The sequence below is a fragment of the Pseudomonas lurida genome (genome assembly GCF_013522705.1).
Classification (GTDB): domain Bacteria; phylum Pseudomonadota; class Gammaproteobacteria; order Pseudomonadales; family Pseudomonadaceae; genus Aquipseudomonas; species Aquipseudomonas quebecensis.
The window spans coordinates 15,655-41,307 of sequence record NZ_JAAMRE010000029.1 but is presented as its reverse complement, the minus strand read 5'-3'; the positions used below and the strand labels follow the sequence as shown (position 1 = coordinate 41,307).

The 25,653-nt window shown below is 58.1% G+C and carries 25 protein-coding genes; 8 read left to right on the top strand and 17 right to left on the bottom strand.

Features of this window, described 5'->3' with window-relative positions; all coding sequences use genetic code 11:
* Positions 1 to 58: 58 nt before the first annotated feature.
* Positions 59 to 946 carry a LysR family transcriptional regulator gene (locus G7025_RS21020; protein WP_181081015.1) on the bottom strand — a complete coding sequence of 296 codons (888 nt, stop codon included), beginning with the start codon at positions 944 to 946 and terminating at the stop codon, positions 59 to 61.
* A 132-nt stretch (positions 947 to 1,078) separates the two neighbouring features.
* On the opposite strand from G7025_RS21020, the gene lysM reads away from it, so the two are divergent.
* Positions 1,079 to 1,519, top strand: coding sequence for a peptidoglycan-binding protein LysM (gene lysM / locus G7025_RS21015; protein ID WP_181081014.1), 441 nt, complete (start codon positions 1,079 to 1,081; stop codon positions 1,517 to 1,519).
* Between the two features lie 47 nt (positions 1,520 to 1,566).
* Here the strand turns inward: lysM and yrfG are convergent, their stop codons facing one another.
* Positions 1,567 to 2,229, bottom strand: a complete 663-nt coding sequence (gene yrfG, locus G7025_RS21010) for a GMP/IMP nucleotidase (protein WP_181081013.1) — start codon at positions 2,227 to 2,229, stop codon at positions 1,567 to 1,569.
* A gap of 87 nt (positions 2,230 to 2,316) precedes the next feature.
* Between yrfG and nudE the strand changes: the two genes are divergently transcribed.
* Both nudE and cysQ read left to right on the top strand, forming a co-directional pair.
* Positions 2,317 to 2,883, top strand: coding sequence for an ADP compounds hydrolase NudE (gene nudE, locus G7025_RS21005; protein ID WP_181081012.1), 567 nt, complete (start codon positions 2,317 to 2,319; stop codon positions 2,881 to 2,883).
* Positions 2,880 to 3,716 (top strand): 3'(2'),5'-bisphosphate nucleotidase CysQ, encoded by an 837-nt coding sequence (cysQ, locus tag G7025_RS21000; RefSeq protein WP_181081011.1) that lies wholly within the window; start codon positions 2,880 to 2,882, stop codon positions 3,714 to 3,716. Before nudE ends, cysQ begins: the two co-directional genes overlap by 4 nt.
* Before the next feature lie 62 nt (positions 3,717 to 3,778).
* Here the strand turns inward: cysQ and G7025_RS20995 are convergent, their stop codons facing one another.
* Genes G7025_RS20995 through rfbB form a run of 7 tightly spaced genes read right to left on the bottom strand, consistent with a single transcriptional unit; the run spans position 3,779 to position 10,862 of the window.
* Entirely contained in the window at positions 3,779 to 4,234 is a 456-nt protein-coding gene (locus G7025_RS20995; RefSeq protein ID WP_181081057.1) for a YiiD C-terminal domain-containing protein, read from the bottom strand.
* Positions 4,235 to 4,260: 26 nt separating this feature from the next.
* Positions 4,261 to 5,646 (bottom strand): sigma-54-dependent transcriptional regulator, encoded by a 1,386-nt coding sequence (locus G7025_RS20990; protein WP_181081010.1) that lies wholly within the window; start codon positions 5,644 to 5,646, stop codon positions 4,261 to 4,263.
* Complete coding sequence (locus tag G7025_RS20985; protein ID WP_181081009.1) at positions 5,643 to 7,451, bottom strand: sensor histidine kinase; 1,809 nt, start codon at positions 7,449 to 7,451, stop codon at positions 5,643 to 5,645. Before G7025_RS20985 ends, G7025_RS20990 begins: the two co-directional genes overlap by 4 nt.
* 36 nt (positions 7,452 to 7,487) lie before the next feature.
* A complete protein-coding gene (gene rfbD, locus G7025_RS20980; protein ID WP_181081008.1) occupies positions 7,488 to 8,369 on the bottom strand; it encodes a dTDP-4-dehydrorhamnose reductase in 882 nt (293 codons plus the stop codon).
* On the bottom strand, positions 8,366 to 8,911 hold the full coding sequence (gene rfbC / locus G7025_RS20975) for a dTDP-4-dehydrorhamnose 3,5-epimerase (RefSeq protein ID WP_181081007.1): 546 nt from the start codon (positions 8,909 to 8,911) through the stop codon (positions 8,366 to 8,368). Before rfbC ends, rfbD begins: the two co-directional genes overlap by 4 nt.
* A complete protein-coding gene (gene rfbA, locus G7025_RS20970; protein WP_181081006.1) occupies positions 8,908 to 9,783 on the bottom strand; it encodes a glucose-1-phosphate thymidylyltransferase RfbA in 876 nt (291 codons plus the stop codon). The genes rfbC and rfbA overlap by 4 nt, the downstream gene beginning before the upstream one ends.
* Positions 9,780 to 10,862, bottom strand: a complete 1,083-nt coding sequence (gene rfbB / locus G7025_RS20965; RefSeq protein WP_181081005.1) for a dTDP-glucose 4,6-dehydratase — start codon at positions 10,860 to 10,862, stop codon at positions 9,780 to 9,782. The genes rfbA and rfbB overlap by 4 nt, the downstream gene beginning before the upstream one ends.
* A gap of 152 nt (positions 10,863 to 11,014) precedes the next feature.
* On the opposite strand from rfbB, the gene G7025_RS20960 reads away from it, so the two are divergent.
* From G7025_RS20960 to G7025_RS20945, 4 genes are all read left to right on the top strand, one after another.
* Positions 11,015 to 13,924, top strand: a complete 2,910-nt coding sequence (locus tag G7025_RS20960; RefSeq protein ID WP_181081004.1) for an aminotransferase — start codon at positions 11,015 to 11,017, stop codon at positions 13,922 to 13,924.
* Between the two features lie 119 nt (positions 13,925 to 14,043).
* Positions 14,044 to 15,150 (top strand): agmatine deiminase, encoded by a 1,107-nt coding sequence (gene aguA / locus G7025_RS20955; RefSeq protein ID WP_181081003.1) that lies wholly within the window; start codon positions 14,044 to 14,046, stop codon positions 15,148 to 15,150.
* A gap of 237 nt (positions 15,151 to 15,387) precedes the next feature.
* Positions 15,388 to 15,600 carry a hypothetical protein gene (locus G7025_RS20950; protein ID WP_181081002.1) on the top strand — a complete coding sequence of 71 codons (213 nt, stop codon included), beginning with the start codon at positions 15,388 to 15,390 and terminating at the stop codon, positions 15,598 to 15,600.
* A 267-nt stretch (positions 15,601 to 15,867) separates the two neighbouring features.
* Positions 15,868 to 17,160, top strand: coding sequence for an OprD family porin (locus G7025_RS20945; RefSeq protein ID WP_181081001.1), 1,293 nt, complete (start codon positions 15,868 to 15,870; stop codon positions 17,158 to 17,160).
* 73 nt (positions 17,161 to 17,233) lie between these two features.
* On the opposite strand, the gene G7025_RS20940 is transcribed toward G7025_RS20945, so the two are convergent.
* The 7 genes from G7025_RS20940 to G7025_RS20910 all read right to left on the bottom strand — a co-directional run bounded on the left by G7025_RS20940 (position 17,234) and on the right by G7025_RS20910 (position 24,268).
* On the bottom strand, positions 17,234 to 19,363 hold the full coding sequence (locus tag G7025_RS20940; RefSeq protein ID WP_181081000.1) for a M48 family metallopeptidase: 2,130 nt from the start codon (positions 19,361 to 19,363) through the stop codon (positions 17,234 to 17,236).
* An 81-nt stretch (positions 19,364 to 19,444) separates the two neighbouring features.
* Positions 19,445 to 20,602, bottom strand: coding sequence for an AAA family ATPase (locus tag G7025_RS20935; protein WP_181080999.1), 1,158 nt, complete (start codon positions 20,600 to 20,602; stop codon positions 19,445 to 19,447).
* Positions 20,603 to 20,964: 362 nt separating this feature from the next.
* Complete coding sequence (locus G7025_RS20930) at positions 20,965 to 21,408, bottom strand: HIT family protein (protein WP_181080998.1); 444 nt, start codon at positions 21,406 to 21,408, stop codon at positions 20,965 to 20,967.
* A gap of 2 nt (positions 21,409 to 21,410) precedes the next feature.
* Positions 21,411 to 22,205 carry an SDR family NAD(P)-dependent oxidoreductase gene (locus G7025_RS20925; protein WP_181080997.1) on the bottom strand — a complete coding sequence of 265 codons (795 nt, stop codon included), beginning with the start codon at positions 22,203 to 22,205 and terminating at the stop codon, positions 21,411 to 21,413.
* A gap of 3 nt (positions 22,206 to 22,208) precedes the next feature.
* Positions 22,209 to 23,030: a sugar phosphate isomerase/epimerase family protein gene (locus tag G7025_RS20920; RefSeq protein WP_181080996.1), complete on the bottom strand. Its 822-nt coding sequence runs from the start codon at positions 23,028 to 23,030 to the stop codon at positions 22,209 to 22,211.
* 3 nt (positions 23,031 to 23,033) lie between these two features.
* Complete coding sequence (locus G7025_RS20915; protein WP_181080995.1) at positions 23,034 to 23,960, bottom strand: hypothetical protein; 927 nt, start codon at positions 23,958 to 23,960, stop codon at positions 23,034 to 23,036.
* A gap of 26 nt (positions 23,961 to 23,986) precedes the next feature.
* Positions 23,987 to 24,268 carry a hypothetical protein gene (locus G7025_RS20910; protein ID WP_253511965.1) on the bottom strand — a complete coding sequence of 94 codons (282 nt, stop codon included), beginning with the start codon at positions 24,266 to 24,268 and terminating at the stop codon, positions 23,987 to 23,989.
* Here G7025_RS20910 and G7025_RS20905 point away from each other — a divergent pair, their 5' ends adjacent.
* Positions 24,269 to 24,553: a hypothetical protein gene (locus G7025_RS20905; RefSeq protein ID WP_181080994.1), complete on the top strand. Its 285-nt coding sequence runs from the start codon at positions 24,269 to 24,271 to the stop codon at positions 24,551 to 24,553. It abuts the gene before it with no gap.
* Between the two features lie 639 nt (positions 24,554 to 25,192).
* Here G7025_RS20905 and G7025_RS27270 read toward each other — a convergent pair.
* Positions 25,193 to 25,537 (bottom strand): DUF4158 domain-containing protein, encoded by a 345-nt coding sequence (locus G7025_RS27270; protein WP_258197718.1) that lies wholly within the window; start codon positions 25,535 to 25,537, stop codon positions 25,193 to 25,195.
* Positions 25,538 to 25,653 lie beyond the last annotated feature (116 nt).

The window sequence follows — 25,653 nt, the reverse complement described above, 5'->3', positions numbered from 1 at the left end:
GGCGCGACAAAGCGTCGCGTCTAATTGCCAGTACTGATCTAGCGATAGATGACGTCGATCAAGGCGAGGCCAGCGATTTCTGATACAGCGCGAAACACGCCTCGGCCAGCGCCGAACGCGGCGCGCTGCGGCGCATGATCAGCCCCAGGCGGGCCAGGGTATGGGCATCCTCGATCGGTTGCAGGCGCAGGTGTTCGGTCAGCGCGTCCAGCCCGCCTTCCAACGGCATCACCGCGCAGCACAAGCCGCCATGTACTGCTTGTAATAACTGATGGACGGCATCGGTCTGCAGCAGCGGTTGCGGGTGCAGGCCGCGGCTGTGGAAGTTGTGGTCGATGGATTGGCGAAAATGCATGCCGCTGGTGAGCATGCCCAGCGGCAGTTCGATCAGCGCTTCCCAGCTCAAGGGTGTGTCGCCGAAGCTGAAGAAACGCTGGTCGTACAGCAGGCCCATACGGGTCTCGCCCAAGGCCAGGGAGTCGAAGCGTTCGGTGTCCAGACGCTCCAGATAAGAAACACCCAGGTCCAGGCGATTGCTGGCCAGTTGCTCAAGGATCTGCTCGGAGCTGAGTGCCGACAGCTCAAAGCGCAGGCTCGGGTGTTCTTTGTGCAGTTGCTGCATCAGTGCCAAAGGATCGAAGCTCGACAGCGGCACAACCCCCAGGCGCAACGTCCCTACCAGATTGCCACGACACGCCGCCGCTTCGGCCTGCAAACCGTCGTACGCCGCCAGCACGGTGCGTGCCCATGCCAGGACCCGTTCGCCGGGGGCCGTAAAGCCTTCGAAACGCTGGCCGCGATTGACCAGCGGCAAGTCCAGCTCCTCTTCCAGGCTGCGCAGGCGCATGGATAAGGTGGGCTGGGTGATATGGCAACGTGCCGCGGCCTGGCCGAAGTGACGGGTCTCGTCGAGGGCGATGAGGAATTTCAGCTGTTTGATGTCCATCTTCGCTCCAGGGCTTATTCCAATGGCGGGGGGATTCTAGCGCGTTTGGGTCTTTGGTCGGGCTGGAACGCATTTGTGTATGACTGGTCTAGTCTTGGGCATCTGGAACTCAAATCCCAAGGAGAGCGCACCATGAGTCTTTTAAGCTTTGTTAAGGAAGCCGGCGAGAAGTTGATCGACCTGTTGACGCCGGGCAATGCCAACGCCAGTGAGCAGTTGAAGGAACACGTAGCCAAGGTGGGTCTGGGTAATCCGAACGTGCAGACCACGGTGGAGGGTGACAAAGTGACCGTCACCGGTGAAGTGGCCACCCAGGAAGAGAAAGAGAAGATCCTGCTGGCGCTGGGTAACATTCAAGGTGTGGCCAGTGTGGATGACCAGATCACCGTAACCGGCCCGACTGTTGCCGCTGCCCGTTTCGTCGTAGTGAAAAAGGGCGATACCCTGAGCGCGATTTCCCTGGCGGTGTATGGCAACGCCAACCAGTACAACAAAATCTTCGAGGCCAATAAGCCAATGCTCAAAGATGTGGACAAAATCTACCCAGGGCAGACGCTGCGTATTCCTGAGTAATACAGGGTTGGAAATGTGGGAGGAGGCTTGCCCCCCCCCACATTGGTTCAGAGCCCGACGATGAGATCGCGGTAGTCGCCCACCGCTGCAAACTCGCCCGTGTCCTTTGGCCCCTTCTTGCTATCCGGTTCTTTCACCGCCAGCAAATGCCCCACGCCGAACGCCCCCGCGCTGCGCAGAATCGGCAGGGTGTCGTCGATAAACAGGCTGCGGGCCGGGTCGAAATCGATATCCGCTTGCAAAGCGTCCCAGAATTGCGGGTTTTCCTTGGCGAAACCGTAGTCGTGGGAGCTGATCAACCGTTCGAAATAGGGCGTCAGCTCGATGCGTTCCAACTTCAACGACAGCGAATCGCGGTGAGCGTTGGTGATCAGGATGACCCGCTTGCCGGCCTGTTTGATGGCCTGCAAAAACGTGTCGGCATCCGGGCGCAGGGCGATCAAGTGCGCGGTCTCCAGCTTGAGTTCGCGTACCGGCAGGTTGAGTTCCGCGCTCCAGAAGTCCAGGCAATACCATTGCAACTGTCCGGCGTTACGCTCGAACAGGGGCTGCAGTTCCATCTCGGCCATGGCGCGGCTGACGCCATGCAACTCGGCGTAACGCTGAGGCAGGTGTTCCATCCAGAAATGGTTGTCGTAATGCAGGTCGAGCAGGGTGCCGTCCATGTCCAGCAGGACGGTGTCGATGGCGTGCCAGGGCAAAGAGGGCATGGGGCGTTCTCACGTAAGTAAAGATATCCGACGCAGACAATCAGAAAAGCCACGGTATAGTAACCCGATCACGCCAAGGAGCCGCTTATGCGCCAGAAACCCACTGTTCTCGCCCGCGAAATAGTCGCCAGTAGCCGTTTGTTCCGCGTGGAGGAAGTGCAGTTGCGCTTCTCCAATGGCGTTGAACGGACCTACGAGCGCCTGGTGGGGCGGGGTGCGGGTTACGGCGCAGTGATGATCGTGGCGATGATCGATGACGACCATGCGCTGCTGGTGGAGGAATACTGCGGCGGCACGGACGAATATGAAGTGTCACTGCCCAAGGGCCTGATCGAGCCCGGCGAGGACGTACTGGCCGCCGCGGACCGGGAACTCAAGGAGGAGGCCGGCTACGGTGCGCGACAGTTGGAGCACATTACCGAGCTGTCGCTGTCGCCGGGCTATATGAGCCAGAAAATCCAAGTGGTGCTGGCCACCGATTTGTATGAAGAGCGCCTGGAAGGCGATGAGCCCGAGCCGATGCGGGTGGACAAGGTCAACCTGCGGGAGCTGTCGAGCCTGGCGCAGAACGAGCAATTCAGCGAAGGCCGCGCCCTGGCCGCGCTGTACCTGGTTCGTGACCTGTTGACCCAGCGCGGAGCCTTCACCGCATGAGCGAACTGTTTCTGGGCCACCCGTTTATTGCCCCTGTGATTGAATTGGCCCGGCAGGCCGGAGAAGTAATCCTCCCGTACTGGCGCGCCGATGTGGCCGTGACCTCCAAGGCCGACGATTCGCCGGTCACAGCAGCGGACCTGGCGGCCCATCATCTGATTCTCGATGGCCTTACGGCCCTGGACCCGAGCATCCCGGTGCTCTCCGAGGAAGATGCCGATATCCACCAGAGCGTGCGTGCCGCCTGGCAGCGCTGGTGGCTGGTGGACCCGCTGGACGGCACCAAGGAGTTCATCGCCGGTAGCGAAGAATTCACCGTCAATATCGCGCTGATCGAAGAAGGGCGCGTAGTGTTTGGCGTGGTCTCGATGCCCACCAGTGGTCGTTGCTACTTCGGTGGCGCTGGCCTGGGAGCGTGGCGGTCGGACGTCAACGAAGCCCCTCGACAGATTCAGGTACGCGAAGCGCCGGGGCTGGGTGAGTCCTTTACGGTGGTGGCCAGTCGTCGACACAGCAGCCCTGAGCAAGAGCGTCTGCTCAAAGGGCTCAGTGAGGGGTTGGGTGAGTTGAAGCTGGCCAATATCGGCAGCTCGCTGAAGTTTTGCCTGCTGGCTGAAGGCAGTGCCGATTGCTATCCACGCCTGGCGCCGACATCGCAATGGGACACCGCTGCCGCACAGGGCGTGCTGGAAGGCGCCGGTGGCGAAGTACTGGAGTTGAGCGGTGCGCCGTTCAGTTATCCGGCGCGTGAATCGCTGCTCAATCCGTTCTTTTTGGCGCTGCCGGCCAAGGCGGCGTGGCGTGAGCGTTTGCTGAGCTTGGCGCGTTCTTAACACCTTAAGGAATCTGACTGGGGGAGCTGGCCCGCTCCCAGAGTTGTTTTGTATATGGGTTTCTAGCGGTGCAGAACGTATTGGCCGGTGAAGGCGACCGCTCGTTCGTCACTTCCCTCATTCACGATCCACGTGTCCAACGTCAACCGCGCCCGACCATAGCGCTGGTAGGTCGTGCAAAAGCGCTTCCACACCTTGTCCTCGGGCGCCTGGCAAATCACCGTGGCGTCCCGTGTCACCGGCAGCGGATAGCTGATCTGCCCCTCCTGAATCACGATATGCCCGTCCTCGATGCCTTCTTCGCGCAGCTGCAGGTGCAGCCAGCCCCAGCCTGCCAGCACCGCGCCGCAGTAAAGGCTGCCGCCAAACATGGTGCTCTTGTGGTTGATATTGGCTTGCAAGGGCAGGTGCAGCTGTAACTGGCCGTGTTGCCAGTCGAGCACCTTGAGCCCCATTTCCCGGGTCAGGGGAATGTCGTGGTGAAGGATGGATTCCAGGTAACGGCTGTCGCGGCTCATGGCGGCCTCTTGGCGGATGGGAAGGGTCATTCGTCGTCGGCACCCTGATGAGTGCTGTCGGCGAAGTTCAGCCCGTGCTTGCGCAGTTTGTCGTGCAAGGTCTTGCGCGGTACGCCCAAGGCTTCGGCAAGGCTGCGCAGGGAGCTGTGAGGGCGGGCGAGTTCGGCGGCGATCAGGCTTTTTTCGAACTGTTCGACCTGTTCGCTCAAGCCGCCCGGTGTAGATGTCAGCACGCTGCCGGTGGGGTTGTCGGCCGAGCTGTCCAGGGCCAGTTCCAGGCCCAGTGCAAAGCGTTCGGCGGCGTTCTGCAGTTCCCGCACGTTACCCGGCCAGCTGTGGCGCAACAGCAATGCGCGCTGGCCCGGTTGCAATTCATGCAGCGGCAGGCCGTGGCGGCTGCTGGCTTCGTCGGCGAAGTGCTGGAACAGCATCAGCGCATCCTCGCCGCGTTCGCGCAACGGTGGAATGCGCAGCGGCGCGACGTTGAGACGGTAATACAGGTCGGCGCGGAAGCGGCCCTGGTCAGCGGCCTGGCGCAGGTCTTCCTTGGTGGCGGCAATGATGCGGATGTCCAGCGGGATCAACTGGTTGCCACCCAGGCGCTCGACTACGCGCTCCTGCAACAGGCGCAGGAGCTTGACCTGCACATCCAGGCTCATGCTTTCGATTTCATCCAGAAACAACGTGCCGCCATTGGCGAACTCGAATTTGCCGATGCGGCGTTTCTGTGCGCCGGTGAACGCGCCGGGTTCATGGCCGAACAGTTCGCTTTCGACCACCGATTCGGCCAGCGCCCCGGCGTTGATCGCCACGAACGGCCCGCTGCGTCGGCTCGACAGATCGTGCAGCGCGCGCGCCACCACTTCTTTACCGGCGCCGGTCTCGCCCAGGATCAGCACATCGGCCCTGGTCGCGGCCAAGGCGCCGATCTGCTCGCGCAGGCGCAGCATCTGCGGCGAATGCCCCACCAGGCGTGTGCTCAGTTGCTGGCGGTCGCTGAGGGCCAGGCGCAGGCTGCGGTTGTCCAGCACCAGTCGACGCAGGGCCAGGGCGCGGCGCACGCTGTCGAGCAAGGCGTCGCTGGCGAAGGGTTTTTCGAGGAAGTCGTAAGCGCCGGCGCGCATGGCTTGCACGGCCAGCGGCACATCACCGTGGCCGGTGATCAACAGCACCGGCAGGTCCGGGTCCTGGCCGTGCAGTTCGGTCAAAAGCTCCAGGCCGTCAATACCGGGCATACGGATATCGCTGACCACCACTCCCGGCCAGTCTCGCGACAGCTGTGCGGTGAGGCCGGTGGCTTCGCCCAGTGGCAGGACTTTCAGCCCGGCCAGGTCCAGGGTCTGGCACAGGGCCTGACGCAAGTGCGGATCGTCGTCGATCAGCACCACCTGAATCTGGTTATCGATACTCATACACTGCGGTCCTCGGACGGTTGCAGACTGACGCCCGGCGAGCCGGCGCGCAATTTCAAGGTTAACAGCGCGCCGCCTTCCTTGTGGTTGGCAAACAACAGTTCGCCACCAAAGGCGCGCATCAGCGTTTCACAGATGGCCAGGCCCAGCCCCAGGCCCTGGGTGCGCGTCTTGGTGGTGTAGAACGGCTCGCTGGCGCGGCCCAGGGCTTCCATGCAAAAGCCCGGGCCGTTGTCGCGAATGTACAGGTTGACGCCCTGGGCGGTGGTTTCGGCACTCAGCCAGAGTTTGCGCGGCGGGCCTTTTTCGGTCAGTGCGTCCAAGGCATTTGCCAGCAGATTGCCCAGTACCTGGCGCAGGCGAGTCTCGCCGGCCTGCACCCATAGCGTGGCTTCCGGTAGATCGCGGATCAGCTCCACCTCCATCGAGCGGCGACGTTTGGCCAGCAGCGCCAGGGCATCGTCGAGCGCGGGTTGCAGGGCTACGCTTTCAGGCGCGTGGCGGTCGCGGCGGGCGAAGGCGCGCAGATGGGCGATGATCGAGGCCATGCGCCCGGTCAGCTCGCTGATCAGCTTGAGGTTGCCGCGCGCGTCGTCTGTGCGCTGATGATCGAGCAGGATTTCGGCGTTCTCGGCGTAGCTGCGGATTGCGGCCAGGGGCTGGTTGAGTTCATGGCTGATACTCGCCGACATGGTTCCCAGCGCAGACAACTTGCCGGCCTGCACCAGGTCATCCTGGGCGCGTACCAGTTCCTGCTGGGCGTGCTCGCGTTCCAGCACCTCCTGTTTCAGGCGCCGGTTAAGGCCTTCCAGGTCGCTGGTCCGTTCGGCCACACGCATTTCCAGTTCGCGGCGGGCCTTGGCTTCGAAAGCGATGCGTTCTAGATAATGTCGGCGGCGCTGCATCAACAACCCCAGCAACAGCATCAACGCCAGCAGCGCCGCGCCGCCCACGGCCACCACGGTGCGCACCGGGCGACTGATCAAGGATTTCGGCGCGAGAATTTCTACATTCCAGCCGGTTTCGGCGATGGCCGTGGACTGCCGCAGCCAGGCGCTGCTGCTCAGGTTCAGCGGCTGTGGGTCGCGCGTCGGGTAGGGTTGGATGGCGATGATGGCCTGGCGTTCTTCGGGGGTAAGCGGCCGCGTGGCGCGAAATCGCCATTGCGGGCGTGAGGTCAGGATCACCACACCGTTGTGGTCGGTGACCAGCAGTTGTTCCGGGGTGTTGCCCCACAGGCTTTCGGTGTGGTCCAGGTCGACCTTGACCACCAGCACACCGATGATTTTTTCCCCATCGCGCACCGCTGCGGCGAAAAAATACCCACGTTTGGCGGAGGTGGTGCCCAGCCCGAAAAAGCGTCCCAGGCGCCCGGCCATGGCTTCGCTGAAATACGGCCGGAACGAGAAATTGCGTCCGACAAAGCTGTCCTGTTTGTCCCAATTGGACGCGGCAAGGGTCTTGCCGGTGGTGTCCATCAGGTACATCACCTCCACACCGGCCTGCGCGGCGACGTCCCTGAGCAATTGATTGGCGTTGGCCAGATTGGTGCTGACCTGCGGCGCCGCCAGTGCGCTGCGCAAGGCGGGCAGGTCGCCGAGGATCTGCGGCAGCACTTCGTAGCGGTGCAGGGTGCCCAGCAGGTTGGCGACGTACAGGTCGAGGGTCTGGCGGTTCTGCCCGGCCAGTTCACTGCGATAGTAGCGCTCGGCCAGGTGCTCCAGCGGCCATAGCAGCGGTGCCAGGCACAACGCCAGCAGCGCGAGGCTGCGCCAGCGGGGTCTTCGCGGAAGGGGTGGAGTCATGGGAGTCATGCGCCTGTGGGTACGGGCGCATTATGCCTAGTGCGGCTGTGCAAGACACTCGCGCAGTGCGTCCAGCCAGTGCGGCTGGCTGACGTGCCATTCGCGTTGCAGACGGCTGCAGTCGAGGCGCGAGTTCAACGGGCGTTTGGCGGGCGTCGGGTAAGCACTGGAAGGGATGGCTTCCAGCTCGGCGCAGGCTTTGCCGGTGGCCCGCAGGTACTCGCCGATGGCCTCGGCAAAGCCGAACCACGACGTTTCACCCTGGGCGGTCAGGTGGTAGACCCCCCATGCTCCGGCACCCCCGGCCTGCCAACGTTCGATCAGGGCGCGGGTGCTGCCTGCGATGGTACCGGCCCAGGTCGGCGCGCCAATCTGGTCGGCGACGATGCGCATCTGCGGCTTCTCCTGCAACAGGCGCTGCATGGTCAGCAGGAAGTTCTTGCCGTGGTTGGAGTAGACCCAACTGGTGCGAAGGATCAGGTGCTCGCCTCCCACTGCCGTAATCGCCTGCTCGCCGGCGAGCTTGCTCTGGCCATACACGCCCAACGGGTGCGGCGTGTCCGCTTCGGTGTACGGCGCCGCCTTGCTGCCGTCGAACACGTAGTCGGTGGAGTAGTGGATCAGCGGCGCGCCCAGGGCCTTGGCCTCTTCAGCCAGGATGCCGGGGGCGGTGGCATTGATCGCGAAGGCCACCTCCGGCTCGCTTTCGGCCTGGTCGACCGCCGTGTGGGCGGCGGCATTGATGATCAGGTCGGGACGATGGGCACGGACCTGCCGGCGAATCTGGTCGGCGTTGGTCAGATCCAATTGATCGCGACCCAGCACGATCAGCTCGCCGAGCGGGGGGAGCTGCTGCTGCAGCGCCTGGGAGACTTGACCGTGTTGGCCGGTGATAAGGATTTTCAAGGCGCTGCTCATGGAAACACTTCGGCCTCATTAAACCGCGCGCCGTTCTGGTCCTTGGTGGACAGGGTCGGCGGGCTGCTCAATTGCCAATCGATGTTGAGTTCACTGTCGTCCCAGCGAATGCATCGCTCGGCCTCCGGCGTGTAGTAGTCCGTGGTCTTGTAGAGAAACTCCGCATAGTCGCTGAGCACCACAAAACCATGAGCGAATCCAGGAGGTATCCATAGTTGACGATTGTTATCGGCCGACAGGCGCACACTGGCCCACTTGCCGAAATTCGGCGAACTGCGGCGTATATCCACTGCCACGTCCAGTACCTCGCCAGCCGTCACTCGGACCAGCTTGCCTTGGGCGTGTTGCACCTGATAGTGGAGGCCGCGTAACACCCCTTTCTGCGAGCGTGAGTGATTGTCCTGCACAAACTGCTGCTGCAGTCCGGTGGCGTCGGCAAATGCTCGCGCGTTGAAACTCTCGTAGAAAAAGCCGCGTTCGTCGCCAAAAACCTTTGGCTCGATGACCAATACACCGGGCAGCTCAGTGGCGGTTACCTTCATGTAGTTTCCTTGGCGAGGGTGAACAAATATTGACCATAGCCGGTCTTGCCGAAATATTTGGCGCGCTCAAGCAAATAATCCCGATCGATCCAGCCATTTTCGTAGGCGATTTCTTCAAGGCATGCCACTTTCAACCCTTGGCGATGTTCGATGGTCTGCACGTACGTCGAGGCCTCAAGCAAGCTGTCGTGTGTGCCGGTGTCGAGCCAGGCAAAACCACGGCCAAAGCGTTCAACATGCAGGTCGCCACGCTTGAGGTAGGCATTGTTGACGTCGGTGATCTCCAGTTCACCACGAGGCGAAGGCTTGACCGCCTTGGCGATCTTGATCACATCGTTGTCGTAGAAGTACAGGCCGGTCACGGCGTAGCTGGATTTGGGCTTGGCGGGTTTTTCTTCGATGGACAGCGCACGGCCTTCCTTGTCGAAATCGATCACACCGAAACGTTCGGGATCCTTGACCCAGTAACCGAATACCGTGGCGCCGGACGGGCGATTGGCGGCGGTGCGCAATTGATCGCCGAAATGCTGACCGTGGAAGATATTGTCGCCCAGGATCAAACAGACCGGATCATCGCCGATAAACTCTTCGCCGATGATGAACGCTTGGGCCAAGCCATCAGGCGACGGCTGCTCCGCGTAGCTGAATCGCACGCCGAACTGGCTGCCATCGCCCAGCAGGTTGCGGTATTGCGGCAAGTCCACCGGTGTGGAAATCACCAGGATGTCCTTGATCCCCGCCAGCATCAGCACTGAGATCGGGTAGTAGATCATCGGCTTGTCGTACACCGGCAACAGTTGTTTGGACACGCCCAGGGTAATGGGGTGCAAACGCGTGCCGGAGCCACCGGCCAATACGATTCCCTTCATCATGCAATCAGATCCTTCATGTCGGTGTTGCCCAAACGTTCGCCCTGATAACTGCCGTCCTGGACCCTGCGGCACCATTCCAGGTTATCGAGGTACCACTGCACGGTTTTGCGCAGGCCGCTTTCGAAGGTTTCTTCCGGAACCCAGCCCAGCTCGCGCTCGATCTTGCTGGCGTCGATCGCGTAGCGTTGGTCGTGACCTGGACGATCCTTGACGAAGGTGATCAGGTCGCTGAATTGCGCGACGCCTGCGGGCCGCTGTGGTGCCAGCTCTTCCAGCAGGGTGCAGATACCGCGTACCACGTCGATGTTCTTTTGCTCGTTGTGCCCGCCGATATTGTAGGTCTCGCCAACCACGCCTTCGGTGACCACTTTCAGCAGGGCGCGGGCGTGGTCTTCGACGAACAGCCAGTCGCGCACCTGCAAACCATCACCATAGACCGGTAATGGCTTACCCGCGAGGGCGTTGAGAATCACCAACGGGATCAGCTTTTCGGGGAAATGGAACGGCCCGTAGTTGTTCGAGCAGTTGGTCAGCAGCACAGGCAGGCCATAGGTACGCTGCCAGGCGCGCACCAGATGGTCGGAAGCGGCCTTGCTGGCGGAGTAGGGCGAGCTGGGTGCGTAGGGCGTGGTCTCGGTGAACAGATCGTCCACCCCGTGCAGGTCGCCATACACTTCATCGGTGGAAATATGATGGAAGCGGAAAGCGCTTTTGGCAGGTTCGGCCAGCTTATGCCAATAGGCGCGGGTAGCTTCGAGCAGGCTGTAGGTGCCGACGATGTTGGTCTGGATAAAATCCGACGGGCCATCAATCGAACGGTCGACGTGGGACTCGGCGGCCAGGTGCATGATGGCCTGGGGCTCGAAGCGCGCCAGCACGGTGCTGACGGTGGCCTGGTCGATGATATCGGCCTGGACGAACTCGTAGCGGCTGTTGGACGCGATGCTGGTCAGCGACTCCAGGTTGCCGGCATACGTGAGTTTGTCGAGGTTGAGCACTTCATGCTCGGTGTTTTGGATAAGGTGACGGATAAGGGCAGAGCCAATAAAACCGGCACCGCCGGTGATGAGAATACGCATGTCGGGGAGCCTTTTCCTTAGACGGACATCGAGCGAGTGGGGCATAGCTTGAGTTGTGGCGTCGGGCAGCGCAAGTGCAGTTGGCACCGGGGGTTGCTTAACCCAATGAACAATGGCGATATAGGTGCCTGATAAAAACAGAGATCGCCATCATGCTGCTCGCCACGTTGATCCATCGCGCCAGTCTACCTTGCCCGCAAGTAGGCCCCGATCAAGCAACTCAACTCCTGGCGCAGCACTATGGCCTTGCTGGCACTTTGCAGTCGCTCGGCAGCCAGCAAGACCTCAATTACAGAGTCGACACCCCCCAGGGTCGGTTTGTTCTGAAAATCTGTCGAGGTGACTACGCGGCGCTGGAGCTGCAGGCTCAGCACGCGGCGCTCAGTCATTTGCAGACCCACGCCGATGTGCGCGTGCCCAAGGTGATCAAGACCCTGGCCGGCGATGAATTGCTCACCCTGTCAATCGGCGGACAAACCCTGCACTTGCGCCTGCTGGACTATCTCGACGGCCAGCCATTGACCCACAGGCCCCACCTGGGTCGCGAGGTGATGGCCGGCTTCGGTGACCTGTGCGGCCGCATGAGCCTGGCGCTCGCGCCGTTCGAGCATGGGGGCCTTGAGCGCACCCTGCAGTGGGACCCGCGCCATGCTCTGGAGCTGATCGCCCACCTGTTGGCCAGCCTGCAAGACCTTGCGCATCGCGAGGCGTTGGAGCGCGTGAGCGCGCAGGTTCAAGCCCGTATTCGGCCCCTGGTCGAGCGCCTGCCGTGGCAAGCCGTTCATATGGATATCACCGATGACAACGTGCTGTGGCAGCGTGATGCCCAGCGTCAGTGGCAGATCCAGGGGGTAATCGACTTTGGCGACCTGGTTCACACTTGGCGCATCGCTGACCTGTCGGTGACCTGCGCGGCCTTGCTGCACCACGCCGAGGGCGACCCTTTTGCGATTTTGCCGGCGATTCAGGCCTGCCATGCCGTGACCCCTTTGCAACGCGAGGAGTTGCAGGCGCTGTGGCCGTTGATCGTCGCACGGGCGGCGGTATTGGTACTGAGCAGTGAGCAGCAGCAACATTTGGACCCGGATAACAGCTACTTGCTGAAAAATGCCGAACACGAGTTGGAAATCTTCCACGTGGCCACCTCGGTGCCGTTCGAGCTGATGGAAGCGGCGATTTTGGGCAGCGTTGGCGAAACGCCGACACCGATCGCCAGCCAGGACTTCGCCCCGCTGTTACCGGAGCTGGTCGGCCGCGAATTCGCGTTGATCGACCTGGGCGTGCTCAGCCCACACTTCGAGGCCGGCAATTGGGAGACGCCCGGCGTCGATCGCAGGTTGCTGGACGAAGCGGCCACGCTGCATGGGTTGGCGGCCAGTCGATATGGGCAATATCGGTTGTCGCGTACCCGTCCTGACACCGCCACCGAGGCGGATACCTTTGCTCTGCACGTGGAGCTGCACGTGCCGCATGGCACAGGGGTGGAAGCGCCCTTTGCCGGTACGCTGCACCACGAGGCCGACGGGCGGGTGCGCCTGCAGGGCGTCGAGTTGAGCGTGCGTGTGTGGGGTGTGAGCACCTCGCTCAAATCCGGTGCATTGTTGGTCGAGGGGCAACGGTTGGGTGAGGTGGTGGCGCCGCTGATCGTGCAATTGTGCCTTGCCGACCTCGAACCGCCGCTGTTTTGCACCCCCTCGCGCGCGCAGGCCTGGCAAACCCTGTGCCCGTCGCCCGGCGCTGTGCTGGGGCTGGCCTGCGACGCCGAGCCTGAACTGGACGCCCAGACCCTGCTGGCCCGCCGGGACGCCAGTTTCGCCCGCTCGCAGAAGCACTATTACACCGACCCGCCGCGCATCGAGCGCGGCTGGCGCAACCACCTGATCGACATGCACGGGCGTTCCTACCTGGACATGCTCAACAACGTGGCGGTGCTGGGCCATGGGCATCCACGCATGGCCGCGGTAGCGGCGCGGCAATGGTCGTTGCTCAACACCAACTCGCGCTTTCACTACGCGGCGGTCACGGAGTTTTCCGAACGCTTGCTGGCCCTGGCGCCGGAGGGCATGGACCGTGTGTTTCTGGTCAACAGCGGCACCGAGGCCAACGACCTGGCTATCCGCCTGGCCTGGGCCTTCAGCGGCGGGCGCGACATGCTCAGCGTGCTGGAGGCCTATCACGGCTGGTCGGTGGCGGCAGACGCGGTGTCCACGTCGATTGCCGACAACCCTCAGGCCCTGAGCAGCCGCCCGGACTGGGTGCACCCGGTGACCGCGCCCAATACCTATCGCGGTGAGTTCCGCGGGCAGGACAGTGCGCCGGACTACGTAAGAAGCGTGGAACATAACCTGGCGAAAATCGCCGCCAGCAAACGCCAGTTGGCAGGGTTCATCTGCGAGCCGGTATATGGCAATGCCGGTGGCATCTCGCTGCCGCCGGGTTACTTGCAGCAAGTGTATGGCCTGGTACGCGCCCGAGGCGGCGTGTGCATCGCCGATGAAGTGCAAGTCGGTTATGGCCGCATGGGGCGTTTTTTCTGGGGCTTTGAGGAGCAGGGCGTAGTGCCCGATATCATCACCATGGCCAAAGGCATGGGCAACGGCCAGCCACTGGGTGCGGTGATTACCCGCCGCGAAATCGCTGAAGCGCTGGAGGCCGAAGGTTATTTCTTCTCATCCTCAGGCGGCAGCCCCGTCAGCTGCCGGATCGGCATGGCGGTGCTGGATGTGATGGAAGAAGAAAAACTGTGGGAAAACGCCCAAGTCGTGGGCGGACATTTCAAAGCTCGTCTGGAAGCCCTGATCGAGCGTCACCCGTTGGTCGGGGCCGTGCACGGTTCCGGTTTCTATCTGGGCCTGGAGTTAGTGCGCGACCGGCAAACCCTGGAACCGGCGACCGAGGAAACCAAATTGCTGTGTGACCGTTTACGTGAGTTGGGCATTTTCATGCAGCCTACCGGCGACTATCTGAACATCCTCAAGATCAAACCACCGATGGTCACCTCTCGGCATAGTGTGGATTTCTTCGTCGATATGCTGTCGAAGGTGCTCGATGAACAGTTGTAAATAGTCGATTCTTATCGAGGATAAAACGAGAAGGCTCTTATTTCTGCCCTTGATTTGCTTTTAAAGCCGATTTTTATCCGTTATAAAGTCGACCCACACCCTTCGGAGCACTGATCGCCATGACCACTTTGCACAGCACCCCTCGCGCCGATGGCTTTCACATGCCCGCCGAATGGGCGCCGCAGACCCAGACCTGGATGATCTGGCCCGAGCGCCCGGACAACTGGCGCCTGGGCGGCAAGCCGGCGCAGGCCGCTCATGTGGCCGTGGCCAAGGCCATTGCGCGGTTCGAACCGGTGACCGTGTGTGTATCCGCCGGCCAGTACGAAAACGCCCGGTCGCGCCTGGATGTGCCAAACATTCGCGTGGTGGAAATGTCCAGCGATGACGCCTGGGTGCGCGATACCGGCCCGACCTTCGTGATCAACAACAGTGGCGAAGTGCGCGGGGTGAACTGGGACTTCAATGCCTGGGGCGGTTTCGACGGTGGCCTGTACGCGCCGTGGAACCGTGACGCGCAAGTAGGCGGCAAGATCCTGGAGATCGAGCGCGCGCCCCGCTACCGTACCGAAGGTTTTGTGCTGGAGGGCGGCTCGATCCACGTCGATGGCGAAGGCACGCTGATCACCACAGAGGAATGCCTGCTTAATCGCAATCGCAACCCGCACCTCGACCGCGCGCAGATCGAAGCGGTGCTGAGCGCCAACCTGGCTGTGGATAAGATCATCTGGCTGCCGGACGGTTTGTTTAACGATGAAACCGACGGCCATGTGGATAACTTCTGCTGCTACGTGCGGCCCGGCGAAGTGCTGTTGGCCTGGACCGATGACCCGCAGGACCCCAACTATGCACGCTGCCACGCGGCCATGGATGTGCTGCAAAACAGCACGGACGCCCAGGGCCGCTCGTTCACAGTGCATAAGATGCCGATTCCGGGGCCGTTGTACGCCACCGAAGCAGAGTGCGCCGGTGTCGACCCGGTGGATGGCTCCCAGGAGCGCAATCCGACCGTGCGGCTGGCGGGTTCCTACGTTAACTTCCTGATCGTCAACGGCGGCATCATTGCGCCGAGCTTCGACGACCCGCTCGACCACGACGCCAGGAATATTTTGCAGAACCTGTTCCCGCAGCATGAAGTGGTGATGGTGCCCGGCCGTGAACTGTTACTGGGTGGCGGCAACATCCACTGCCTGACCCAACAGCAGCCCGCTGCGCACAAAAGTTGAGTGCAGTTGTAACAGCGCACTGACGACGGCCTGTCGCTACGCGTTTTCAGCGTGCAAGGCAAGCCCGCGGCCCCGCAAGGTTGCGGGCTTTTTTATGCGCGGGCACCGGTGAACAGAGCGTCTTGGCATAGCTCTTGTATCGGTGTTGCCATAGCAGTGGCCCAAGGTGATGACTGCGCAGTTCTGTCATAAACCTTGAGTAAGTTAGCCGCTCACGCAGTCGGAGAGAGCGCTGAAATGAACGCCGAAATCAATCCTATGTACGGACGCCCGCTTCACCCCTCGCGGGTCGACGGTGACGCCATCCATGCACTGGCGCTCTGGTTGAAGGAAAACAGCACGCGGCACGTCGGGCAGCCCGACCCGCGCAGTGTATTGAGTGAACGCTACCCGCAGGGGTTGTTCAGTGAGGATGAAGTGCACGCGTTGTGCGAACTGATGCGCAACTAAGTGTCGTTTTTAAACACGCCATCAGCGGCTGCTTAGAATTATTTCGCCTAAATACAGACGATTCACGAAATTGACACATCATTCAGCGCGCGACTAGGATTGCGCCCAACGCCTGTGGCTAACCGCCATGACTCTTCCAATAAAAAAAGGCTCGCGCGATGTTCACACATCCGCGGGCCTTCTTTTTTTGGAAAGTCGACACCAGAAAAGTGACATGGAGCCTGGTGTTGCAGCGCGTACTCAACCCGTAATAAGGAATACAAGAATATGTTGAAGCAACGGATGAGTCTGATCGCTCTGGGGATTTTGAGCGCATCGACAGCAATGGCCAACGACCAGGACCAATCCAAGGGTTTTGTCGAAGACAGCCACCTGAATATCGCTGCACGTAACGCCTACATCAGCCGTGACTACAAAAACGGCAAGCAAGACAAAGCCGAGTGGGGCCAGGGCTTCATCGGCAAATTCGAATCCGGCTTCACCCAGGGCACCGTCGGTGTCGGTGTGGACGTGATCGGTCAGTACGCTATTCGCTTGGACGGTGGTAAAGGCCGCAGCGGCGCTGGCGGTATTGACTTTTTCAAGCAGGGTGACAGTGGCTCAGCCGCCGACGACCTGGCCAAAGGCGGCGCTGCCGTGAAGTTCCGGGTATCCAACACCGTGCTCAAGTACGGTGATCAGTTTCCTAACGTACCGGTTCTGGCCTACGACAACTCCCGTCTGTTGTCCGAAACCTACACCGGCACCTCGATCGTTTCCAAAGAGATCGAAGGCCTGCAACTGGACGCCGGTCACTTCACCAAGGAAGCGCGCAAGAGTGCTGAAGGCACCGACAGCGGTAACCTAAAGAGCATCAACTACCTCGGTGGTAGCTATAAATTCACCGAAAGCCTGTCCGCCGCTCTGTACGCGTCCGATATGGAAGACGTGCTGAAGAAGCAATACGTCAACGTCAACTACGTGCTGGCCCTGCCAGAAAAACAGTCGCTGACCTTTGACTTCAACGGCTACAAAACCAAACTGGACAAGAGCTTCGCCGAACAGCGCGGCGATGCCGATGCCCGTGATAACAAAATCTGGAGCCTGGGCGCTACCTGGGCTGTCGGCCCGCACAGTTTCACCGTGGCCCATCAGCGCAGCACTGGCGATACCGGCTACCTGTATGGCGGCTACCGCGATAACACTCCGGACACCGGCATCGGCGACGGCGGCAACACCATCCTGCTGGCCAACTCCTACTGGTCCGACTTCAACGGCAAGGACGAACGTTCCTGGCAGGTCGGCTACGGCCTGGACTTCACCACCTTCGGCGTGCCTGGCCTGACCTACAACGTGGCCTACGTGCGCGGTACCAACATCGACGACGGTACCAACCGTGGCGATGGCACCGAGCGTGAAATCTTCAACCAGTTCAAATACGTCGTTCAGAGCGGCCCAGCCAAAGACCTGAGCCTGCGCGCTCGTGCGTCCTGGCTGCGCGTCTCCAACAACGCCAGCAACTACAACGTAGGTGGTAACGAACTGCGTCTGTTCGCCGACTACCCGATCAACGTGTTCTGATTGATCGCGCGTTGCGCCTGACTTCAGGCCATAAAAAACCCCGACTGGTTCGGGGTTTTTTTATGCGTGCCGATCAGTCCTGACGGCTTTGCAAAATACTGCGCGCCAGCGACGCGTTCACGTAGTCGGTGATCAGCGTCAGCCCTTCGTAAGGCTCGATCTTTCGGTTATCGATGCACAACTGCGCCATCTGCAGCACCACCAGGCGCTTCTTCTTGTTGAGCCGCACACCCGGCACGCCAAACGCCGTTTTGCGCAGCTCGGGCAGCGGTGCTTCGTCCGTGAGTTCAAGCGTTAGCCAGATGCCCTGGATCGGTTGCAGCGAGACATTAGCGATATGCTCGATCGGCAGCGGCTGCGCCAGGTTGGCAAATACAAAATGCTCCGGCGTGAGGCGCAGCGCGATCTGCGGAGCACGCTTGTAACGACGCACGCCCAGCCACACAAACATCAACGCGATGCTGGCGATGGCCGCGCCGGCACCGAAGGTCGACAGCGGCGTGCCTTTCACGCGCGCCGGGGCGAGCCATGGCAGGCTCATGATCACCAGCCCAAGCACCGCAAACGGCACCGCCAATACCGCTGTGACCAGCGCGCGCCGCCGGCCGCCCTCATGCAGGGCGTGCTCACCTTGAGCGGAAGCGGCCAATGTTTTCAGCAGTTCAGTTTGTGCCTCGTCTTCGGCGGTCACTGCCTTGATCAAGTCCTCGGACAGCTGTTCGCTGAGGGCCGCTGCCGAGCTGAAGAAAGCCTCGAGCTGCGCCTTCGCCGCTTCGACATCCACCGCGCGGGTGGCGTTGCGTTTGGCCTCTTCCAGCGAAACGTTCAGAGCCTGCAGGCGTTCGCCGTTGCAGGGGTGGGAATCGGTCGGGTGCGGCTGTTGAATGTCCAGCGCCTCGGGTGGCAGTTGCAACCCTTGCGCGCGCAACGCGACCAGCACAGCGTCGGTCAGGTCCATTGCCGAGGCCGTCTCGCATTGGCTGATCAACGCGTCTTCAATGTGCGGTTGCAACACCGACACCCGCAACAGCGCCGAGGCCGCCGCCGCATTGCCTGCCAGCCGGGCGCCGGCGGCATCGGCCAGCAACTCGCGTTCGCGGCTCCAGTGGTTTACCGCGTGGTCGAAGCGCTGTATGAAAAATACCCCGAACAGGAACGACGGACGCATCAGCCAGCCCTGGATCAGATCGCTGGCCAGCAGGGTGTCGTGCAGTGCCTCCAGGCTGCGATTGACCCCATCGTAGATCGGCAGAAAGCGCAGGCTGTATTCCGTATCCTGCCCCGCGAAGTGCGCCAGTTCATGGCCGATCACCGCACTGATTTCCGCCGGATTCAACAGCCCCAGATACGGCAACGGCACATGCAGCGTACGCCCGCGCACCGAGGTGTGCGTCGGCAGCAACGTGGCGTCACTGGACGTCACGTAAAAGCCCTGGGCCAGGCTCGCCACAATGTGATCCGGCGGCAATGCACCGAGTTTGACGGCCAATTCATTCACCTGGCGCCACAACCCCGGAGCCTGCTCAGGCATCACCTCGCGCGCGAATATCTCCATGGGCGCGGGCGTGAACATGCCCAGCATGTGGCGCAGTTGCTTGAGCAACAACCAGATCGAATACAGGCAGAACGCCGCAATCACCCCCAGCACCGCCATCAGCTTCACTTCGCCACTGCCCAGCCGGCCGACATGCCACATCCCCAGGCCCTCGTAACACAAGGCCAGCGCGACCGCCGCCGCCATCGCTACCGCATGGCTCACCAGCCCATAGGGCAACAACCGACTGCCTTGGGAGAACACGCGTAATAACGTTTCTCGCGACTGCAACGCCCGCCGCCCCGCCCAGTGCGTCCCGGCCAACGCCGCCAGGCCGATCGCCGCCGCGAGCAAACCGAAGCCCATCACCCAAGGCGCCAACACGCGCATGGCACGGTTCACATGCTCTGCAGTGGGCAACTCGGCTTCGACCTTGTCCAGCCGCGAGAGAGCCAACTCCACGCTGATCTTGCCAGTGGCCAGGTCGATACTCGCCGTAGGGTTTTTGGCCGCGAGCGTTCGCAGCTGCTGCCTGGCGATGCTCACATTGCTGCGGTAATCGGCCATTGCCTTGGTCGTTTCCTCAGCGCGTTGACGCTCCCAGTTACCCAGGGCGGTCAACAGCAGCGGGAAAATCACCAGGAGAGCGATGAGTTTTAGAGCATTCATGGGAGTCCGTTCGCAACGCGGGGGGATGTTGGTTATACCGAAAACTGCTGGGAGCGGGCAAAGCGCTTTGTCCAGTCGCTGCTAACTCCCCTCAATCAACGCCCGCTCCTCCAGCCAAATCTCCTGAACAAACTGATCCGTAATCGCATAAATTCCATGCCCTCGCCGCATGATGATGTTCTCCGCCACGAGTGCAATCACCACCGGTTGAATCTCTTCAACCCGCACTTCGCGACCTACCGTCTTTGAGTATTCTGCAGCTGCATCGGTAGAGAAAATCCCTCGAGCATCGCCTTCGGCAGCTGCGATTTTGTTGAAAATCGCCTGAGCCAGGCTGCCCAGCTGTTCGACTTTTTCAAGCTCAATGCTTGCCGCTGCCGAGCGTAAGGTACTGGCAATCACGGGGAGGAAAAGATCAGGGTCACCGTCCTGCTGGAGTAGTTGACGCAATGCCTTGAGCATTTCCTCAGGTCGATTGCCCAGGGTATTGAAGGCTTCGACGGCGGCTTCAAGGGAGGGGAGCTTTTCCTTTTTCACCGTCATTGCCAGTCGGTTGAGCAGGAATTCAACGTAATCACCCTTTAGCAGCGGATACGCGGCCGATGTCGCGCCGGAGAACGCTTGGTTGCGTTTGGCGGTCAGCTCGCTTACCTGAGCCCTGTGGGAGCCTGTGCCGATAAAGAGGAAGTAGCCCGGCGTATTCGGGCGTGGGTTGATTGCATCACGAACAGCCTTGAGGGCCAGTAGCAGTCGGTTGCCATCGTCGGAGGAAATGGCATGTTGCACCTCGTCGATGATGAGCACGAGATCGGCCTTTGCCTGGTCGACGACCTCTGTGAGTGCTTGCGCCAATGTAGGGCCGTCGGCGTCGCCGATGCTGTCGAGTTTGAAACCGAACTTGAATCCTGCTGCGCCCAGATCGACATTGCTGACTCGCTTGAGCGTCTGCAGGATTGATGAGCCCGGAGTTTGCAGTTCTTTCAGGGTCTTGTGGATGGCGTTGTGCACCAGCGTTGCCGGGTTGGCCAGCGTGTCGCTCCAGAGGTCGACATAAATCACCAATGCGCCTGCTGCCTCCAGGGCTGGGATGAGGTCGTTACGCAGGAAGGTCGTTTTACCCGTACGGCGCAGGCCAGACAGAAAAAGACCCGAGCGCAGACCTTCATCTAATACGCCAGGATTGAGAAGCTGGTTTGCCATTGATTCAGCCAATTCAGGGCGCTGAAAAATGCTGCTCATGCAATTATCCCTTTTTATGAATACGCCATAATTATTGCCAGTACATAATTTAGCATAAAGGATGAAATCTGGAGTTTTGGCGCGAAAAGAGGTGGGTCAACAGGCATGAAGGTAAAGGGAGAAGGGGCGATTGAGAATGAATATCCCAGAAACAACAAAGCCCCTGCATTTCTGCAGAGGCTTCGTTTTGTATGGTGCGGCACCAGGAGTCGAATAGAAAAATAACTGTCTGTTTTGCAAAAAATTATGGCTTTTTCAAAAAAAATATACCTCTACGATTATCCTAATACAGCCCGTATTTTATGAGGTAGCAAGGCTCATATCGCTCCAATAATTCCCCGCTTTAGGGTGATTGCATATGATTACAAAGGCCGTGAAAAGTAAGCGCCAAGGGTTTCCGTGAGTATTGACTGAGCATCCAACATCTCTTGGCTAGGCTCGTTCACTGAACGGCTAAACCGCTTCCGAGCCCAGCTGAAAAAAGAAGGACCATCAATAGTAGGTTCATTGTGTTCCACCAAATATAATTTGGTCACAGACGCGTATCTTGGAAAAACATGAAAATGCAGTTCAGGATTTAGCTCAGAAATACGCATTATATATATCTTTTCAGGAGAGAAAGCACTTTGTAAGGCCCGTTCCGCAAACGCTAAACCATTCATCAATTCTGTACCTTCAGCCGAGCTGAGCTCCCCGAGTTTAGATACGGTCCGTTTAAACGAAATTATCATATAGCCAAGAATTTCACAGTCTCGACAGTGAGAGATTTCGATGTATTTTCCCGAGTAAATTTTTTGCGCTGACATGACTACCCTCCCATGAACCATCCATGATTAACGTGCAAGGTCTGCCCGGTCAAGCTCATGCCGGAGGTAAGCAAAAAATTGAGAGTGTTCACAATTTCTTCAGGGGTGCCAAGCTGATGACTGGGTATTTGCTCCTTCAGGTTTTTGATGAAGCTTTCGTCGAATTTGCCCATCCCACCAGAAACCGCACCGGGAGCAATAGCGTAGACCGGGACATTCGATTCGCTGAATTCTCGCGCCAATGATTTTGTCAAATTTATCACGCCAGCTTTTGATGCACTGTAGTGTGCTGCTGATACGCTATAGGGAAATATTTGGTTAGTGTCAACGCCAGAGCCAGTGACCCCCATCATGGAGGCAATATTTACAATTTTCCCTTTATCGCGTTTGAGCACATCGAAGAAATATTTACACATCAAAAAAACACTTTTTAAATTGGTTTCCATTACGAGGTCCCACTCGTCATCATCGATACTCAGGGCCGGTATTCGCATGCCATTGGATAGCTTTGGAGAAATACCCGCGTTATTGATCAGTACGTCAATACCATAAAATCTATTTTGGACCACCCGTGACGCTTGTATCACTTCTTGGGGTGAAGTGATGTTAACGGTTAGTGCAAGGACTTGACTTTCAGGGTATTCTCTTTGAATCTTCGATTGAAGAGCATCCAGATTGTTTTTGTGAGTATCAATGATTACTAAATTATAACCCAGACCTGCCAAATGAGAGGATATGCATGTGCCAATTGTACCTCCCGCACCCGTTACCACTGCGGTAAAGTGTTCTGAATGCATGACTTACGCTCCTATCTGGTGCAATGTTGAAGTATAAGAATTAAGCACGGATTCAATGTGGTACTGTGATGTTGAGTCCTTGTTCAATACCTCCAGACTGACTGGAGCGTTTACACCCATTTCCCGAAGAGTTTTAAAAAACTGATTAAGAGGAAAGTCGCCCAGTCCAGGTGCTACTCGATAGCCGCGGGTTATTTCGATCAATGACAGCTTCGAAAAAAGATCGGTATCTCTAAGTAGGTCATTGCCATGGATTAGAAAGATTTTTTCCGGTGGTATCCTCTTAAGCGCGTCCAAGTCCGGGTCCCCCATAAAGAAATGATAGGTATCTAAAAGGATGCCTACATTATCTCTGTCAACAACGGCAATTAACTCCTGTAACTTTGTGATTGAGGGGGTCTCCGTCCAAGGTAGGAATTCGATTGCTAGGGAAAGCCCCTCTTGCTCTAGCTTTTCTGCTAACTTACTGATGTTCTCTCGGTAAAGAGACGGTTGAAGATCTTCTCCAAATGTCGCAGCTGTGAGAAAGGGCGCCCCGAATAGCTTCGCATAATAAATACCTCTCGAAATTTCATGTTGCAATTTAGGATTCTCATAGTCATGAGTAAAAAGACATCTTAAGAAGTTAATCTCAATTACGTCGACATTTTTTGTCTGCAATAGAGATTTGAACTCCTGAGGGTCTGCATTTGCCTGATGAAACCAAAGATCAAGCTTTTCGAACCAAAAACCAATTCCAGAAAATTCCGAATTGGAGATCAGGTCTATTTTTTCCAACGGCGACATATCAAATCCGAAACTACCTTCGTTAATATAAATTTTCATCGGTTAAACCTCCAATATCTCAAAACATTTTTTTATAATGCCAGGTGTATTAAGTGTGTGAAATTCTAAAGCCCGGTCATAGGTTTGGTTTCGGACAATCGGATCACCAACCCCCAAGCAATGTATTCGGCTGCCGGACTGTCTCGCGGCTGACAGAAAACCTATATAGGCCCCTACTCCGCAGAAAGCCAAGTGCTCTTCTACGATCAGCAGGTGTTGGTAACTGCCCAAATACGCTTGAGTTTGTGACTGCAAGCGCTTAACGTCCAAGTTGCTCAATGGATATACTGGGATATCAAGTTTTAGAGTCGAATTAATATTTTTTGAGGCTAATAAACTTCGTTTCACCGACTGGCCTGTCGCGAGTATCGCTAGCGCCTTGGAGCCGTTGAGTGTGGAATGGTCAAAGGCCATATAGTCGTCGAGATAATCGCCATCGGGGAGCGGATTCTCAATTCTTAAATATGACGGGCCCATATACTCAAGCGCATCTTCAAGGCAGCACTCCGCACTGGGAGCGCTGTAAGGCGAATATATGTTTAGGTTCGGTAGTGATCGGGTGACGTTAATGTCGTCTATTTGTAAGTGTGTATATCCTTGGTCGGAGTAATAGAGGCCACACCAAAGGCCAACAAATATAACCTTGAGCTTGTTTTCGCAAATTATTGAGCGAAACTGTTCATACGCTCGGTACAATAAAAAGGTAGAAATTCCAAACACAAATACCGTTGCCCCTTCTCGGGCAAGTCCAGAAGCGACATCGAAGGCGTTTTGTTCAGCCACTCCTACGTCGATAAAACGATGCCCCAGTCGGCTCTTGAACACGTGAAGATTTGAAGAGATAGCCGAGTCTACGGCCACAACGTAAATATCCGCGATTTCGGCGTTTAAAATAATATAGTTATTGATGATATCTCTCAAATCCCTCATCTGTGCGTCTCCTAAATTTATAATGTTCAGTGAAAATCCAATTCTTGTTTTACAAAATCCAATTCCAATTTGGTCGGAACTCTATAGTGCCAGCTGAGATCTTTTGCGCAAAAGCTGATGCCGTGCCCTTTAATCGTATGAGCGATCAGCACAGAAGGACCTTCAGTATTTTTTTGCTTGATGGAAGTTATAGTGTCAATGATCTCTTTTGTATTATGTCCATCCACACTGAATACGTTGCATCCAAATGAAGTTAGCTTGTCAATCAAAGGCTCGATATTCATTACCGAGGCTGTAGTACCGTCAATTTGTACTTTATTGTAGTTAATAATGATGATGAGATTGTCCTGCGGTTAGATCAGGCTGCGTGGGATGCCGTTCAAGACTTCCCGCAAAACAAAATGTCAGCCCTGGACTATGACCAGGCAGTCGACCGGCAGATCTCGCGCTGGCGTCAGATTCAGCATCAGGCAGAAATGCAACGCCAGGCCAAGGAAAAAGCCCATGCCATGCCCACTGATGGTGACAGCCATCAGCCAGACGAGCCCACAGAGGGTGCGTATCAGCAACTGCCCAATACTGGGCAAAGGTGAACCTAAAAGAGCTCGAGATTGAGAAAGAGCGCGGGGTAGATCCAGCCACCGAAAAAATCGCGCTGCTGGCGAAATCTAGTATTTGGATTACATTTAGCTGTACCGCAGAAGGGCGGCGGACTGACGGATCATCCAGCAGTACACCTGTGCTGCGCTTTGCCAAGGAGAGTTACATGTCAAATGCTTCTGAAGACTACATCGTATAGTTGACTGAAATGCGCACCCATCACAAAAAACACTTGCAAGGAAATGCTGCCGGATCTGCAGCAGGCGGTAAGGTGATACCCAGCCCGCGCACATCATCCAGCCGCCGCAGCGCTCTGACTAGAGAGGGGCCGCTGACCATCACGGGGCCGGAGCGTAATTCATCTAGGCGCGAGGCGCGAGTGTCTTCAGCCACGACCAACAACGCTTGAAGTTGCTGCATCTGTCAGAGGTTATGCTACGTCCCAAGGTAAGCCAGAGACGCTCTTCCACCCGGTTGCGCAGTTGGGTAATAAATCGTTCCAACGGTGACACCTGGCAACAGGACTTTATGTGTCAGCAAACAGTTTGTTGCTCGGTTAAACAACTCGCCCGGACGAACCGTCCCTGTTTAGCAGAGTGCATATAGCCAGCGGGTTAACCGAAAGCCGACACTTACGTCAGAAAGTACTCGATGACCGTAGCGGTCCTGAATCTCGACGGCATGGCGGGACGTTGAGGTGTTTCGGCGTAGAGCAGGACGCAAGTCAAATCATTAACACCCAACTGTTTACTGAGTATTTGCAGTACCTCCTGTGGAATGGCTGAAAAGTCATCGGGGAAGGCCCCGAGATAACGAAGGCTGGTCAGTTGTACGGCGTAACCGAGACGGTTGTATTCGCCACGCAGTGGCACGAGGACTTTGTAGTCGTCATCGCTCAGGTGAAAATAGCGCTCTAGCTCATCCCTTCTGGGGGACTCGACGTAACGCCCAAAACCATCGCGTTGCTCTTGAGTCAAAAAAAACGACTGGTATCGATCACAGCGCCTCGACGTAAAGTAACGGTTTTGCGCTTATACACTCGTGGCTGACGGTGCGGCAAATAAAATGTCAAAGGTTTGCAAATAGCGAAAAG